This is a genomic window from Streptomyces sp. NPDC001502, from assembly GCF_042894785.1.
Lineage (GTDB): Bacteria > Actinomycetota > Actinomycetes > Streptomycetales > Streptomycetaceae > Streptomyces > Streptomyces kutzneri.
Map to the genome: position 1 here is coordinate 115,758 of NZ_JBIAVW010000005.1, position 15,538 is coordinate 131,295.

Below are 15,538 nucleotides of genomic sequence, written 5' to 3' on the forward strand. Positions count from 1 at the left end.
TGTCGGTGTCGGTGGCTGCGAGGCGGATCGAGGCCGTGTTCAGTGAACGGTCAGCCCGAACTCGGCCGCAACGCGCTGAAGCCCCTTGGTCTCCGGCCGGATTGGCTGCGTCTCAGCCTGGCGGACGCCCACCCCTTCGAAGATCCCCCAGCACCGATGACCTCCCCATCGTGAGCGGAAGGTGATGCCCTGAATGCAGTGCTCGCCGGTGGGTGTCCGCTGCGCGCGTGCCCACGCACCGATTCCTTGGGAGATTCCTCGCTCGGAGCCGTTCATGTCACTGACCGTCAGTCTCTCCACACCCAGATAATCCAGTTCGGGGCGGAGCACATGACTGAGGACCTGCAGAGTGGCGTCGTCGTTCACGTCGAGGAAATGGGCCTCCAGTGGAGGCAGCAGCCGGGTCAGCACATGCCGCGTCAGCCAGTCCCTCGGGATATGACCGGGCGCCAGAAACCCGGCATCGGTATTCCAGTCTTCCCCGACAAGGTCTCGCATGTCCGGAGCGACCCGGAACGGCGCGAGCGCTTCGGAGAAGCAGCCGTCGATGTCCGAGGCACCGTACAAAGTGCCCTGGTTCGGCCCGCTCCAGCGGTCTTGGGCGCCCGACGCCCCGGAGTCGTCAAGGGTGTAGGAGTATTTCAGCGGTTCGCGTGACCTAGCCAGCCGCCAGATTCCGCGCTCGGGGGCCGGAACCAGCATGATTTCGGCCTTGCCAGGCGCAGGTACAGCGGAACCGTGTGACCTTCCGGCCTGCTCCCTGAGGTTGTCCAGGGCAGTCCAGCGGCGCTCCCATCGTTGCACCTCGGAGTCCCGGAGAGACACCTTCACGCCGTTCCGGCTGAGCGACAGCAGCGCTTGAACCAGCGCGAGCAGTGTGCGGTCCGAAGGGAACGACCGGCCGCGCAGGGCGTTGCTGATCGTCGCTTCCCCCACATGCGTCCCGTGGGAAGTCGCCCTGGCGATCTGGCGCAAGCTGGGGTTGCCGCTGGAGACGCGCAACGCCGTGAGGTCGGCGGCAAGCAAGGCCAGTTGGGCGGCGAAGTCTCCGTCTCCCTTGCGGAGCGTCGGCGCATCGCCGGCGCGGCGGAACGTGACGGCTGTCTCGGGAGCCGTCACCGGCTCCGGCTCGGTACGTGGACGTGGCTCCTCGACGAGCAGATAGACCGGTTCCCGGCCGTTGTCGAAGCGCATCTCGTGGAACGCTTCGCTGCCCCGGAGCTCCGGCCCGTACAGCTCGACCATCAGCCGTCTTGAGGCTGCGACCATCCACAGTTGCCTGTCCTGGGAAGGGTGACGGCTGACGGAGTCCAGTACGCCGAGCAACGTCGAGTCCGGGGGCTCGCCCGGAGGGGCGAAGTCCATCGCGACACGGACCGGGCCTCGCCGGTCCGCCTCTGCGGCCTCGTCCTGCTCCAGCGCGTGCCGCAGACGGGAGAGGAGCGTGGTCAGCAGCAGGGGTTCGGCACGGCCCACGGGGAAGAGGACACGGACGGTTCCGGACCGGTGGGCGACCTCCAGGCCGGCCTCGCGGAGGGAGGTCTCAGCGAGGATGTCGCGCAGCAGTTGTGCCAGGCGGTGCACCTCGCTGTCCGCGGTCACGGCGACGTGGATCCGTGAATCACTTCCCATTGCCGCAGTCGGCCGCTTGACCGTGGCCAGGGGCAGGGCGTGGCCGTCCGCGCGCAGGACACCTGAGGGGTCGGAGATCAAGGCCATGCCCGCTGCCGCCGTGGCCTGCCGGCGGGCCAGGTATTGGGACACACCCTCCAGGGTGGCCTGCTCCTCCGACCGTTTGATCAGCTCCCGCAGTGAACTGGCGACCAGCGGCGGGTAGGCGTAGGTACGGCGGTTCCATGCGAGTGGCTCGTGTGGGTCCGGCCGGTCCTGATTCTCCTGTGGCCCCGCCGGTTCCCGGTGGTGCGGGCGGAGCAGACCGGCGAGGAAGACCTCGGCCAGGTGTTCCGGCCTCGATTCCGGCACGGCCGAGCGCTGGACGAGCCGCATCAGAGGGATGGTCAGGGCTGGACCGGCGCAGGCGAGGTGGGCTGCCAACCGCTGGGCCGGCAGCGAGGCGTATCCCAGAAAGTCCTCAAGAGCGTGCTCAGCCGTCTGGGGATCCCCGTCACCGACGGCTCTGTCGGGTACCTGGCCATCTTCACCGCCGTCTTCGACGATGCCGCCCCCTGCACCGTCCCACGGAACCCCGAGGTCGACGACAGGCAGTGCTGCTTCGCCGGCGGAGGTGCCCACCAGCCTTGCCCAGGCCGTCGCTGATGAACCCGAGACGGCGTCGATCACGGGAATCGCCATCCCGGGCACGGGCAGCAGCCCGCTGGGGATCCGGGGATGCCGGAGTTTCAGGTTGCGGTTCGACGTGCCCGGCCGGGCGGCGGAGACCATGAGTCGCGTCGTGGGCAGACCGGTTTCCTGCCACATGTGCTCCGGGAGTACCTGGAGGACGGCCAGTGGCCCTCGCCGTCCCCACACGTTCAGCATGCGTTGTGCTGCGCCCGTGGACCATGCCTCGCTCACGGCATCGGTCAGGACGAGGACCAGGTGGCGTTCGCCTCCCTCCATCGCGGTACGGGGGGCGCCTGGCCGAAAGGGCTCTGCCGTCAGCCGGATCGCGTCGGAGCGGTCGGTGTTCATTCCGAGGAGGCGGGTGCGGCCGAAGGCACGTAGGCGGTGAAGTGCCTGGTACAGCTCGTGCGCCGCGTCGTGCCAGATCGCCATGGACAGTCCGTCGTCGACCACCAGGGTCACGTCGAGGAGCAGCTCTCTGGCCGGGCGCAGCGCGACGTCGGGGAACCCGTCCGCGATGGCGGAGATCGTGCCGGCCAGATCGAGCTCATGGCGGACACGGGAGCGGACCGTGGTGCGCAGGGGACGCAGCGACCGTTCCAGCGAGCGGAGGTACGGCAGGGCCTTGGGGGTGCCGATGCGCAGGTGCGTGACGGCTGGACCGGAAGCACCGGGGCCCTCCGCGGTGGAGTACAGGGCTCGCTTCCGGTGTGTGGACGGTGGCAGGCTGACTTCGAACGGCTGGGTGTGCTGAATCCGGCGGTCGTGCGGGGAGTTCCGGGAGCTGCCGGGGTGGGCATTGCCGTCCGCGGGCTCCGTGGGTGCGGTCCGCAGTGGCAGTTCCTGAGTGGCGAGCCAGATGATGTCAGCGAGCTCCTCGGGCTCGGGGTCGTAGCCGGCTGCCCGTAGTGCTTCGCGGAGCCGGGCGATCACGTCAGGGCATCCGCGTCGTCCAGGGGGCGCAGTACGGCTTCGAGGACGTGCGGGTCCAGCGCGACGTTGGACAGCCGCAAATGGATGGCGTTCAGCAGTTGGTCGGTGGCCAGTCGTCCGTCCTGGCCTGCCTGGCTGAACCTTGTGATGAGTTGCCGGACGGCTGCCGCGGTCTGTTCGTCGGCGGCGGCGAGGTCCTGGGCGAACTGCGCTTCGACCACCGAGGTCAGGTGTTCCTGGTCGGGGTCGTCGAGGAAGAGCCGCACGCAGCGGCGCAGGAACGCCGGCGGGAAGTCGCGTTCGCCGTTGCTGGTGATGATCACGACGGGGAACTCCTGGCAGTACACCCATCCGTTCGATACTTCGCCGGCGTCCTGCACCTCCTCGCACGTGTCGTTCCGATCCACACCGCTCCCGTCGTCCGCTGCGGGGGGACGGTGGTGAGCGGTGCGAGCGACGCCTACACGTGCGTGCTGCTGTCCGGTCGCACTGGAGTGCCTGCTGAGTTCCGGGATCTCGAAGGCGCCTTCTTCGAAGACCGTCAACAGGTCGTTGGGCAGGTCGATGTCGCCCTTGTCCAGCTCGTCGATGAGCAACACGCGCGGCTGTCCCGGCGAGGCGGCAAGGGCGGTGCCCAAGGGGCCGAGTGTGATGTAGTCCTCGACCGGCCGGGAAGCAGTGCCCTGACGCCGGTGCAGGGTGGCATCCCGGAGCCTGGCCACCGCGTCGTACCGGTAGAGGGCGTCACTGAGCACGGAACGGGAGTTCACCGGCCAGTGCAGGACGTCCCCGAGGCCGAGGTCGTCTGCGACGGCGTGGGCGAGGGAGGACTTGCCCACGCCGGGAAAGCCCGTGACCAGCAGGGGGCGGCGCAGGTGCAGTGAGGTGTTGACGATGTCGATGTCCTGCGGACGCATGATGTACGGAGGCCTCTTGGGGCGGTGGTCACCGAAACGTCGCCAGGGCGGCCCGGGCGGCAGACGGACGGGAAACGAGGCGTGCGGGCCACGGAAGAGCGCCCCGGGGCGGTCGTCGGTGTTCATGGACGAGGAGTCCTTCCTGGAGAGCGGGGTCGCATGCGCGGGAGCAGGCGGCGGGGATCGTCCCAGAGCAACACGAGGCCGCTTCCGGCGTCCTTGGGCGAGTCCCCGCACCCGGCGCGCAATTGCCGCATTTCTTCCGGCAGATCACGAGGGTGCACGACCTGCCGCAGTTGCGTCAGGTCGTGCGTGGCACGGTGGTCTCCGAGTCGGCGGTGCCAGGCCATCACCGGCACGCCGGCCTGCGCGCAGTAGGCCAGCGCGGGCGTGAACTCCGCGTGTGGACCGGTGAGCTCGACGCACCCGGCGAGATGACGGTCCTCCAGGGCGGTCTTCAGACGGGGCAGGTCCAGGGCGTCGTTCCGCAGCCAGTGGTGGTCGCCGGCCGCGGTGTCGGTGCCGCACGCGTCCCAGCGAGCTGCCCAGTCGGTGCGGCGCTGTGCGTACCGCACGACGACCGGTGCGACAGTGCCCAAGGGGACGTTGTCGACTCCTTTGTGCTGTACCGGGATGCGTTCCACCTGCAGTTCCAGCTGCCCGACGGGCAGGAAGAACTCGACGCCGAGGTTGACGTGCCCGCCGGCCAGATACGGTTCGACCACGGCACCGACTCGGTACTGGGTCTCACGCCAGGAATGGAAACCACGGTTGCCGCCCACGTTGTACGAACCGCTCACGGCGTCGACGATCCAGGCGGAGAAGGCGTAGCGGGCCCCACCTGTCGTCCCCGGCTGGTCGACCTCCAGCTGGACCATGATCCAGGTCTCGTCGGCGCGGCGGCGGACGCAGTCCTCGACCGCGGCCTGCGTCTGGGCGTCCAGCGTGGCCGAGGTCCTGCCGATCCGGTGGGCGACCTCCCGGTTCCAGGCCCGCAGTGCGGTGCCGTCGCCGCCGCACGCGTCCGCCTCGGCCGCCGCCAGACAGACGAAACGCAGCAGAGCAGGCAGCACGTCGGCTTCACCCGGTGCACCGACCGCCTCCAACGACCGGACCAATGCTCCGACATCCGCGGACGCGTCGGCAAGGTGGCACCTGAGTCTGCGGTCACATCGTGCGGCCGCGGCCACGTCCGGCACTTCGGCTGCGCCGAGGGCCCTCACCAAGGCGGTGTACTCCGTGTGCGTGAGGAACTCGTCCGGGCGCACCCGCCGCGCCGCCGCGCGCAGGGCCGGTGCGAGCTCCCGCACCGCGTGAGCGTGATCCTGCGCAGAGTTCCCTGGAGATCCCTGGTCGGCGGGGCCGGTCTGTGCGAGCAGTTCGTCCATGAGGGTGGGCAGTCCGTGAGCGACACGGCTGGCGGCGGTGACGAGCTGTTCGGTGGAACACGCACCGGCGCCGTCACTCACGGAGATCACCACGGGGACTTGCGCGGCAAGGCGTTCGGCGCATGCGGCCCGTGCCGCCGAGTCCGGCAGTGCGGTGTCGAGCAGGGCCGCCAGGTTACGCTCGTGCTCGGTCGGGGGAAGGACGAACTCCCCGGTGATCCGTGTGCGGCCGTCCCAGTTGCGCCGTAGCAGGCTCGGCTTCTGGAAGGTCTCTTTGTCGTCGCGCAGCGCGGCGAACGCCTGGTCGACCTCGTCACTGACGCGATGCAGATCCGGGAGGACGACACCGCTGCCGTCGTCGAGGGACCTGAGGAGGGTCCGGGGGAAAAGGCCGGTCGCCTCCCCCTCACGTACGGCTCCGGTGCGGACGTTGCGGGCTTTCTGGCCCGTACTGCAGGCATGCATGATGAACAGGCCGCGCTGGGCGACACGGGTGGAGGTCACGACGACGTCGATCACGGCGACATCGAGGCCGGCGGGCTGGTTCTGGCACGCATTGACCGCGACCGCGACCTTGGGCACCCCGCGGCCGCCGTCCCTGCCCACACGGGTTGCCTGCAGGGCCAGTTGGAGGGCGTCGACGCCGATGGCCCGCTTCGTCACCACCGAACTGTCCGCGAGGAGCAGAACGTGGCTGCCGTTGCTGTCGACGACGCCGTGCCCGGACCAGAACACCCAGAGCAACTCGGCGTCCAGGGTGACCATCCCCTCCTGGACGTACCGGGCGACCGAGCCCGAATCCGCCTCCCTGGTCTTGACACCCGCCGGCAGCAGGCCAGTGCCATCCACCCGATGGAGGCTGCTCGCGAGGGCGGATGCGAAGAAGGTGACGTTCTCCGCCGGCACACCGCAGGTGTCGACCAGCCACGACACGAACGCGCAGGCGTCGGCGAAGGGACCGGTCACGTTCCAGGCCGGGTCTTCATAGCGTTCGACGGCGACGACCAGCGCGTGCGTCCGCGCCGGGTCGACCGGCACTGTCAACCGAGCACCTCCTGGTGCAGCCACGCGTAGAAGGGCCGGTGGTCCCAGTAGGCACTGTGGGCACGCAGGAGGGGACGACCGGTGTTGAACTGCTTGTCGGTCACGCGGTCCGCGCCGAAGATCGGGGCGCCGACATAGGCGAGGGGGTCGCGCGGGTCGTACGCGTTCAGCCACCGGGGGAAGTGGGCCGGAAGGTTCCGGCCGTAGGGCAGTGAGACCAGTGCGTCCATCTCGTACAGGAACGGCGCTTGCGAGCCCACTGTCACCAGGGCGCTCACCTGTCGGCTGTGGTCCTCACTCGCGAACAGGTCGACGCACGCGACGCCACCCAGGCTGTGGGCCAGCACCACGACGGGCGGCTCGGCAGCACGCACGGCAGCGGCGACGCAGTCGCGCAGTCCCCCACCGCGTGCCTGGTAGCGCAGGATGTCCCCGAGGGGCGGAGCGACCTGGGCGCTCACTCCGGGACGATTGCGTCGGACCTGCCAGGACGTGAGCCATTCGCCGGTGCGCCACAGGGGCAGCCAGGCCGGCTTGGTCAGGCCGGAGATCCACCCGAGTGCAGCGCCGGGTTCGCCGAGTGCCTCAAGAACCGCTGCCTGCAGCTCGTGCCCGGCCGCTCCGTCAACGCTGATTCCTCCTGCGCCCCAGCGCGTGTCTGCGCGGTCCAGAGCCACCGCGACCACAGCGCGGGCGACGATGTGCCGCAGGTCGTCCAGTGGCGTCGAGGTCTCGGTGAGCAGGGCGCCCAGCATGTCGGACACCGCGCCGGCCGCCGAGGTCAGATCGTTTTCGTTGAGGCCGTGCCTCCGTGCCGGCTCGCGCAGCGCGGGGTGGTCCGGTACGTCCTTCAGCAAGTGGACGAGTTGTTCCGCCGACGTCTCGTCCTGCTGCGGAACGTAGGCGATTGCCGTCTGGCTCGCCTCCGCCTCTGCGAGGATCCGTAACTCCGCGAGGGGGTCGGTGTCGAGCAGGGCCCAGATCGCGGCGGCTGCGTCACCGTCTTCGGCCCCCTGCGGGCCGGGCTCAGGAGGCGGCTCCTCCGCCTCCGCCCTGCGGCGCTGGGGCACCGAGATCCCACCCTGGTGGAGTTGGGCCCCGTGGTCCTCGCCCCACAGGCAACGGAGCAGCTCGGCGCTCACGTCCAGCTTGTCGAAATGTCTCACCACCAGGTCGAACAGCTTGTCGTAGCCGTCACTACGGACCCCCGTGCCGTGCACCAACACCACACTTGTCATGTGTATGTGCTCCCCTGCAATCAGGCCACGAGTCTGGCAGAGGGGAAAGCGGCGCACCCGGAAATCGTGAAGAGTTGCGACCTGCCGAAGCGATCCCAGGGCGCGGCCCGGCTGTTCTCCACCCGGTCGCGGCGTCAGTCGCGGGCCTGGAGGTAGGTGTCCAGTTCGGCCGCGCCCGCCAGCAGGGCGCGGCCGCGGGCGGAGAGGCGGGCGCGCCAGGCGGTCAGGGCGGACTCCAGGGGTGCCAGGCCGCCCGCCGTGCGGACCTGTGCGAGCAGGGGGGCGATCTCTTCCAGCAGGTGGCCGCCGCGGCGGAGTTGGTGGGCCAGACGGGCGTCGCGGACGTCGGCCTCGTCGTACACGCGGTACCCGGTCAGCGGGTCGCGGCGCGGGCGGACCAGCCCGGCGCGTTCCCATGCGCGCAGGGTCGCGGGCCGGACACCGAGTTCGCGGGCGAGCGGCCCGACGAACGTGGCGCCCGACGTGGCGCCGGACGTGGCGCCGGGCTCGAAGGCCGCACCGGTGGGCGCCAGGGCGCGTAGCGCGTTCTCCACGGCATCGAGGGTCCGCCGGTCGGCGAGGAGTTCGGCGTGGGTCCCGTCGATGAGACGGAAGGCCTCCTCGGCCGCACCCTCGTTCACGGCTCGCATGATCGATGCCGCCGTCCGGTGGCCGTGGCCCGGCACGAGGGCGAGGAACGCGGCCAGCGCGCGTGCGTGCAGCGGGGTGTAGGTGCGGTAGCCCTGGGGGGTCCGGTCCGCGGCCGGGAGGATGCCGGCCTCCTCGTAGTTCCTGATCGCCTGCGTGGACAGACCGTGCCCGCGCGCCAGGTCGACCGGCCGAAGGCGTCGGCCGCTTTGAAGGTTTTGGCTCACGAAACCCAGGATAGAGCGGAAAAGTTTCCACCGAAGGTTCAACGATAGCGTTGAAGGCATGCCAACCGACATCAAGGACATCGCCCGCACCGTCGACGCCGCCACCGTGATGGAACCGTTCGCGGCCCGACCGCGACTGCTCGCCCTCGGCGAGCCCACCCATGGCGAGGACACGCTGCTCGAAGTGCGCAACGAGCTCTTCCGGCAGCTCGTCGCGCAAGAGGGCTACCGGACGATCGCGATCGAAAGCGACTGCCTGGCGGGCCTGCTGGTCGACGCGTACGTCACCTCGGGCACCGGCAGCCTCGACGAGGTCATGGAGCGCGGCTTCAGCCACGGGTTCGGCGCATCCGCCGCCAATCGCGAACTCGTGCGCTGGATGAGGGCGTTCAACGAGGGCCGGCCTGCGCCCGAGCGGCTCCGCTTCGCCGGGATCGACGGCCCGCTGGAGATGGCGGGTGCCGCGAGCCCCCGGCAGGCCCTCACCGCGCTCCACGACCACCTCGCCCGCCACGTCGACGCCGAGCTGCTCCCCTGCACCGCGCACACGCTCGACCGCCTGCTCGGCGCCGACGACCGGTGGACCGAACCCGCCGCGATGACGGACCCGACCCGGTCCACGGGGCGCTCCGCCGAGGCCCGGGAGCTACGGCTGCTCGCCGACGACCTGGTGGCACTGCTGGAGGAGCAGACGCCGCACCTGATCGCGGCGACCTCCCGGGAGGACCTGGACCGGGCCCGCCTGTACGGACGCACCGCCACCGGCCTGCTGCGCTACCACCACTGGATGGCCGACGGCTCAGCGGCCCGCATGACCCGGCTGGTGGGCCTGCGGGGCCGGATGATGGCCGACAACCTCCTCGCCCTCGCCGCCCGGGGCCCGGTCCTCGTCCACGCCCACAACGCCCATCTCCAGCGGGAGAAGAGCTCGATGCGGATGGGCGGCAGGCCGCTGGAGTGGTGGAGCGCCGGTGCGCTGCTGAGCTCCCGGCTCGGCACGGAGTACGCCTTCGTGGCCACGGCCCTCGGCACGATCCGGCACCGGGGAGTGGACACGCCGCCGCCGGACACCCTCGAAGGCCTCCTGTACGCGCTCCCGGACGACCGCTGCGTCGTCGACGCCCGCCGGCTGGCCACCTCCCTGGGCGGCCCACCGGCGCCGGCGCCCCGGGTCTCCCCCTGGTTCGGCTACGCCCCGCTCGACCCGGCCCACTTGGCCGCGATCGACGGGGTCGTGTTCATCAAGGATCTTCCGGAGGTCCCGCCCGCATCCACTCCGGAGTCACCCGGCACAGGCTGGGGCCGGGTCTGACGCTCTGCTTCCAGCCGACTCTGCAGTGTGATCCCGCACATAGTGCCCTCCTCACTCAGAAGAAATTACTGTCGAGTAGAGTTTGTCCCGCAGATCTTCCCGTCCGGGCCCCCGGAGCCGCTCCGGACGGGAAGATCATCCAACTTGTTCTACCGGCAACTTATCCGTCCATGTCCGGATACAGGCCAAGCCTCTCCCGAGCCCTGATACCTCTTCGGACCATGAAGAAGATCACTCGCCGTCAGGCCTTGGGGACAACCGCCGGTGCCCTCACCGTCCTTGGCCTGACCGCCGCCGCCGCGGGCGCCACGAACGCCGCCGCGACCCCCACCGAGCCCACCACCCCGGGCACGGTCGACGAGGTCTACAAGGGCCGTCGTATCCAGATCACCGCCGGCGAGGGGGGCCACCACGGCGGCCACCACTCGCCCGGCCAGCCCACCGTCCGAATAGACGGCAGGGAACTGCACATCATGCGCAACGCCGACGGCACCTGGATCAGCGTCATCAACCACTACGAGACCTTCGCCGACCCGAAGCTCCTCGCCCGCGCCGCGGTGCGCGATCTCCAGGGCGCCGCCCTCGTTCCCTTCGGAGGTGCGGCATGACCGTCCGCAAGAACCAGGCCACGCTGACCCCGGCGGAGAAGCGCGCCTTCACCTCCGCGCTGCTGGAGCTCAAGCGCACCGGCAGCTACGACCGCTTCGTCACCACCCACAACGGCTTCATCATGAGCGACACCGACTCGGGCGACCGCGTCGGCCACCGCTCCCCCTCCTTCCTGCCGTGGCACCGGCGCTTCCTCCTGGAGTTCGAGGAGGCGCTGCAGAAAGTGGACGCGAGCGTGGCGCTCCCGTACTGGGACTGGACCGTGGACCGGACCTCCCGCGCCTCCCTCTTCGCCGCCGACTTCCTCGGCGGCACCGGGCGGGCCCGCGACGGGCAGGTCATGGACGGACCGTTCGCGTACACGACGGGCAAGTGGAACATAAACGTCCGGGTGGACGGGCGCGCCTACCTGCGCCGCGATCTCGGCGCGGCCGTCGCCCAGCTGCCGACCAAGGCCGAGGTGGACTCCGTACTCGCCATGCCGGTCTACGACATGGCGCCCTGGAACAGCTCCTCCAACGGCTTCCGCAACAACCTGGAGGGCTGGCGCGGCGCCAACCTGCACAACCGGGTGCACGTGTGGGTCGGCGGGCAGATGTCCACCGGGGTCTCCCCCAACGACCCGGTGTTCTGGATGCACCACGCCTTCATCGACAAGCTGTGGGCCGACTGGCAGGCCAAGCACCCCCAGTCCACGTACCTGCCGGGCGCGGGCACGCAGAACGTCGTCGACCTGAACGACACCATGCGGCCCTGGAACAACGTGACCCCGGCGGACATGCTGGATCACCGGAAGTTCTACACCTTCGACACCGAACCGGCCGCCGCCGCCAGCCAGCGGTAGTGCAGTTCGGGGCGGCCGACCTGGCCGTACCGGGGGGTGCGGTCAGCGCGGCCGGTGTCCACCAGGTGCTCCAGGTAGCGGCGGGCGGTGATCCGGGAGATCCCGGCCGCCTCGGCCGCCCCTGCTGCGGTCAGCCCCTCGGGCGCCGACCGCAGCAGCACGGCGACCCGGTCCAGGGTCGGCGCGCTCAGCCCCTTGGGGAGCTCGGCCGGGCGGGGTGCGCGCAGGGCGGCCATCGCCCGGTCGACGTCGTCCTGGCCGGCCGCCTCGCCCGCCGTCTGGCGGAACTCGGCGTAGCGCAGGAGCCGTTCGCGCAGGGTGGGGAACGCGAACGGCTTCAGTACGTACTGGACCACGCCGAGCGAGACGCTCTCGCGGACCACGGCCAGGTCCCGCGCGGAGGTCACCACGATCACGTCGACGGGATGTCCGGCGGCGCGCAGCCCGCGCGCGAAGCGCAGGCCGTGCCCGTCGGGCAGGCCGAGGTCCAGGAGCAGCAGGTCGACGCGGGTCCGTTCCAGGAACCGGGTGGCCTCGGCGAGCGAGTGGACGGCGCCGACGGCGGCGAAGCCGGGCACCCGGCCGATGTAGAGCGCGTGCGCGTCGGCGGCCACCGGATCGTCCTCGACGATCAGCACGCGCACCTCGCCCCCGCTCATCGCGGGCCCCCCGGGCCCGCGGCGGGTGCGGACGCCATCGGCAGGCGGACCGTGAACTCCGCGCCTCCGCCCGGGCCCTGCGCGGCGGTCACCGCGCCCCCGTAGCGCTCCGCCACCTGCCGGACCAGCGCGAGGCCGAGGCCGCGGCCCTCGCCCTTGCCGGACCAGCCCCGGCGGAACACGTCCACCCCTTCGGGCAGCCCGGGTCCGTTGTCCGCGACCCGCAGCAGCAGCTCGTCCGCCTCGGGCCGCAGCGTCACCGCGATCCGGGCCCCCGGTACGGCGGTGAGCGCGTCGACCGCGTTGTCGATGAGGTTGCCGAGCACGGTGACCAGGTCCCGGGCCGGCGGCAGCCCGCCCCCTTCGGCGAGACTGCGGCTGTCGGCGGTGACGACCAGCTCGACGCCCCGCTCGTGCGCCTGGGCGGCCTTGCCCAGCAGCAGCGCCACCAGCACCGGCTCCCCCACCGCGGTGACCACCTCGTCGGTGAGGGCCTGGGCGAGTTCCAGCTCGGCGGTGGCGAAGTCGACCGCCTCGTCCGCGCGGCCGAGTTCGATGAGCGAGACCACGGTGTGCAGCCGGTTGGCCGCCTCGTGGGCCTGGGAGCGCAGCGCCTGGGTGAAGCCCCGCTCGTGGTCCAGCTCGCCCGTCAGCGCCTGCAGTTCCGTGTGGTCGCGCAAGGTGACCACCGTGCCCCGGCGGCCTCCGCCCGCGACCGGCGAGCTGTTGACCACCAGCACCCGGTCCGCGGTCAGGTGCACCTCGTCCACCCGGGGCCGGTCCGCGAGCAGGGCCCCGGTGAGCGGGGCCGGCAGACCGAGGTCGGCCGCCTGGCTGCCGGTGACCTCGCCCGGCAGACCCAGCAGTTCCCGTCCGGCGTCGTTGATCAAGGTGATCCGGCGCTGCCCGTCGAGCATCAGCAGCCCTTCGCGGACGCCGTGCAGGGCCGCCTGGTGGTAGTCGTACATCCGGCTGAGCTCTGCCGCGTTCATGCCATGAGTGTGACGGCGCAGCCTCGCGTTGACGACGTACGTGCCCACGCCGCCGAGGGCGAGCGCGCCGCCCGCGACCCAGGCAAGGGCCGAAAGCTGCGTGGCGAGGCGGTCGCTGATGGCGCGGACGGTGATCCCCGCGCTGACCAGGCCGATGATCCGCCCCTCGTCCTGGAGCGGGGTGACCACGCGGATGGACGGGCCGAGGGTGCCGGTGTACGTCTCGCTGAAGGTCTCGCCGCGCAGCGCCGGGGCGGTGTTGCCCATGAAGGGCTCGCCGATCCGGCGCGGGTCGGGGTGGGTCCAGCGCCGCCCCTCGGGGGACATGATCGTCACGAAGGCCACTCCGGAGTCCTCTCGGACCCGCTGGGCGTAGGGCTGGAGCTCGACGGACGGGTCGATCCCGCGCGCCGCTCCCCGTACGGCCTCACGTACGGACGGCGAGTCGGCCACCGCGTGGGCCACGGCCCCGGCCTGGCGCCGGGCGGCCTCCTCGGCCTGGCCCCGGGCCGTGGCGTACGCGAAGACGGCGCAGCCCGCGACGACCACGGCGACCAGCAGCACCTGCATGGCGAAGAGCTGGCCTGCGAGGCTGCGCGGGGGGCGGGGGAAGCGGAACATGGCGCTCAGTGTGCACCGGGTCGTGAACTCAATGAACGCAAGGGTGACCGGGGTCACAGGCCTGGGCGATGGTCTCCCCGAACGTAATCACCACCGGGAGGCATCGTGGCCGCCAGGCGCGACAGAACGCACTATCTCTACATCGCGGTGATCGGCGCGGTGCTGCTCGGCATCGCCGTCGGCTTCGCCGCCCCCGGCGTGGCCGTGGAGCTCAAACCGCTGGGCACCGGCTTCGTCAACCTCATCAAGATGATGATCTCGCCCGTGATCTTCTGCACGATCGTGCTGGGCATCGGATCCGTGCGCAAAGCCGCCAAGGTGGGCGCCGTGGGCGGGCTCGCCCTCGGCTACTTCATGGTCATGTCCACGGTGGCGCTGGCCATCGGCCTGCTGGTCGGCAACCTGCTGGAGCCCGGCAGCGGGCTGCACCTGACCGAGGCGGCGCGCAGCGCGGGCGAGGCGCAGGCCAAGGCGGGCGGGGCCGAGAGCACGCCGGAGTTCCTGCTCGGGATCATTCCGACCACACTGGTGTCCGCCTTCACCGGGGGCGAGGTGCTGCAGACGCTGCTGGTGGCGCTGCTCTGCGGGTTCGCGCTGCAGGCCATGGGCGCGGCGGGCGAGCCGGTGCTGCGGGGCATCGGGCACATCCAGAAGCTGGTGTTCCGGGTACTCGCGATGATCATGTGGGCGGCTCCGGTGGGCGCCTTCGGGGCGATCGCGGCGGTGGTCGGGGCCACCGGCATCGACGCGCTGAAGTCCCTCGCCGTCATCATGATCGGCTTCTACACGACCTGCCTGCTCTTCGTGTTCGTGGTCCTCGGCACCCTGCTGCGGGTGTGCACCGGGGTCAGCGTCTTCGCCCTGCTGCGCTATCTGGGCCGGGAGTTCCTGCTGATCCTCTCGACCTCCTCCTCGGAGTCGGCGCTGCCGCGGCTGATCGCGAAGATGGAGCATCTGGGGGTCTCCCGGCCGGTCACCGGGATCACCGTGCCGACCGGCTACTCCTTCAACCTGGACGGGACGGCCATCTATCTGACGATGTCCTCGCTCTTCATCGCAGAGGCGATGGGCAAGCCGCTGGCGCTGGGCGAGCAGATCTCGCTCCTGCTGTTCATGGTCATCGCCTCGAAGGGCGCGGCCGGGGTGACCGGCGCGGGCCTGGCCACCCTCGCCGGCGGACTGCAGTCGCACCGGCCGGAACTGGTGGACGGCGTCGGCCTGATCGTGGGCATCGACCGGTTCATGAGCGAGGCACGGGCCCTGACGAACTTCGCGGGCAACGCGGTCGCGACGGTGCTCATCGGGACATGGACGAAGGAGTTCGACCACGCGCGCGCCACCGAAGTGCTCGCGGGACGGCTGCCGTTCGACGAGAGCACGCTGGTGGACGACGGGCACGGCGCACAGCAGCAGGGCGAGCCCGCGCGGTCCGCCGCGCCCACCGGGGCTTCCGAGGCCACCGGGGCTGCCGAGGCCTCCGAGGCCTCCGAGTCCTCCGAGTCCTCCGAGTCCTCCGAGTCCTCCGAGTCCGACGGAACCCCGAATTCCGTGCCGCAGCCCTCGGCCAACCCCAAGGACGGGGTGCCGGTCTAGCCGGTACGCCCCTGCGGGCCGGCCGGGCAGGGCTCGCCCCCACGGTGCCCAGCCCGGTCGGCCCGCCGCATTCTCCGTACTTGCACCCATAGTCGGGATTCGGCCACCGATAAACGAACCTCCAGGCTGTAAAAGGTACTTCCGTAACAGGCTGTGTGCATGACATCTTGCGTCCACCACTTGTTTCGTTCGACCCGGCCTGACCACCG

The 15,538-nt window shown here is 70.8% G+C and carries 11 protein-coding genes; 4 read left to right on the plus strand and 7 right to left on the minus strand.

Annotated features, from left to right (window positions below; translation table 11 throughout):
- Positions 1 to 39: 39 nt before the first annotated feature.
- From ACFY0D_RS10100 to ACFY0D_RS10120, 5 genes are all read right to left on the minus strand, one after another.
- Positions 40 to 3,237: an SAV_2336 N-terminal domain-related protein gene (locus ACFY0D_RS10100; RefSeq protein ID WP_390797868.1), complete on the minus strand. Its 3,198-nt coding sequence runs from the start codon at positions 3,235 to 3,237 to the stop codon at positions 40 to 42.
- Complete coding sequence (locus ACFY0D_RS10105; protein WP_390797869.1) at positions 3,234 to 4,280, minus strand: AAA family ATPase; 1,047 nt, start codon at positions 4,278 to 4,280, stop codon at positions 3,234 to 3,236. Before ACFY0D_RS10105 ends, ACFY0D_RS10100 begins: the two co-directional genes overlap by 4 nt.
- A complete protein-coding gene (locus tag ACFY0D_RS10110) occupies positions 4,277 to 6,580 on the minus strand; it encodes a hypothetical protein (RefSeq protein ID WP_390798169.1) in 2,304 nt (767 codons plus the stop codon). Before ACFY0D_RS10110 ends, ACFY0D_RS10105 begins: the two co-directional genes overlap by 4 nt.
- 2 nt (positions 6,581 to 6,582) lie before the next feature.
- Positions 6,583 to 7,824: a hypothetical protein gene (locus ACFY0D_RS10115; protein WP_390797870.1), complete on the minus strand. Its 1,242-nt coding sequence runs from the start codon at positions 7,822 to 7,824 to the stop codon at positions 6,583 to 6,585.
- Positions 7,825 to 7,958: 134 nt separating this feature from the next.
- Complete coding sequence (locus ACFY0D_RS10120) at positions 7,959 to 8,699, minus strand: TioE family transcriptional regulator (RefSeq protein ID WP_390797871.1); 741 nt, start codon at positions 8,697 to 8,699, stop codon at positions 7,959 to 7,961.
- Positions 8,700 to 8,757: 58 nt separating this feature from the next.
- Here ACFY0D_RS10120 and ACFY0D_RS10125 point away from each other — a divergent pair, with 58 nt between their 5' ends.
- The 3 genes from ACFY0D_RS10125 (at position 8,758) to ACFY0D_RS10135 (ending at position 11,464) form a co-directional block, all read left to right on the plus strand.
- Positions 8,758 to 10,011 (plus strand): erythromycin esterase family protein, encoded by a 1,254-nt coding sequence (locus tag ACFY0D_RS10125; RefSeq protein WP_390797872.1) that lies wholly within the window; start codon positions 8,758 to 8,760, stop codon positions 10,009 to 10,011.
- Positions 10,012 to 10,232: 221 nt separating this feature from the next.
- Positions 10,233 to 10,619, plus strand: a complete 387-nt coding sequence (locus ACFY0D_RS10130) for a tyrosinase cofactor (RefSeq protein WP_301363989.1) — start codon at positions 10,233 to 10,235, stop codon at positions 10,617 to 10,619.
- Positions 10,616 to 11,464 (plus strand): tyrosinase family protein, encoded by an 849-nt coding sequence (locus ACFY0D_RS10135; protein WP_390797873.1) that lies wholly within the window; start codon positions 10,616 to 10,618, stop codon positions 11,462 to 11,464. The genes ACFY0D_RS10130 and ACFY0D_RS10135 overlap by 4 nt, the downstream gene beginning before the upstream one ends.
- On the opposite strand, the gene ACFY0D_RS10140 is transcribed toward ACFY0D_RS10135, so the two are convergent.
- Together ACFY0D_RS10140 and ACFY0D_RS10145 are read right to left on the minus strand one after the other, a co-directional pair.
- Positions 11,419 to 12,123, minus strand: coding sequence for a response regulator (locus ACFY0D_RS10140; RefSeq protein WP_390797874.1), 705 nt, complete (start codon positions 12,121 to 12,123; stop codon positions 11,419 to 11,421). The two genes, ACFY0D_RS10135 and ACFY0D_RS10140, sit on opposite strands and share 46 nt — an antisense overlap.
- A complete protein-coding gene (locus ACFY0D_RS10145) occupies positions 12,120 to 13,736 on the minus strand; it encodes an ATP-binding protein (RefSeq protein WP_390797875.1) in 1,617 nt (538 codons plus the stop codon). Before ACFY0D_RS10145 ends, ACFY0D_RS10140 begins: the two co-directional genes overlap by 4 nt.
- Positions 13,737 to 13,841: 105 nt before the next feature.
- On the opposite strand from ACFY0D_RS10145, the gene ACFY0D_RS10150 reads away from it, so the two are divergent.
- Positions 13,842 to 15,329: a cation:dicarboxylate symporter family transporter gene (locus ACFY0D_RS10150; protein ID WP_390797876.1), complete on the plus strand. Its 1,488-nt coding sequence runs from the start codon at positions 13,842 to 13,844 to the stop codon at positions 15,327 to 15,329.
- Positions 15,330 to 15,538 lie beyond the last annotated feature (209 nt).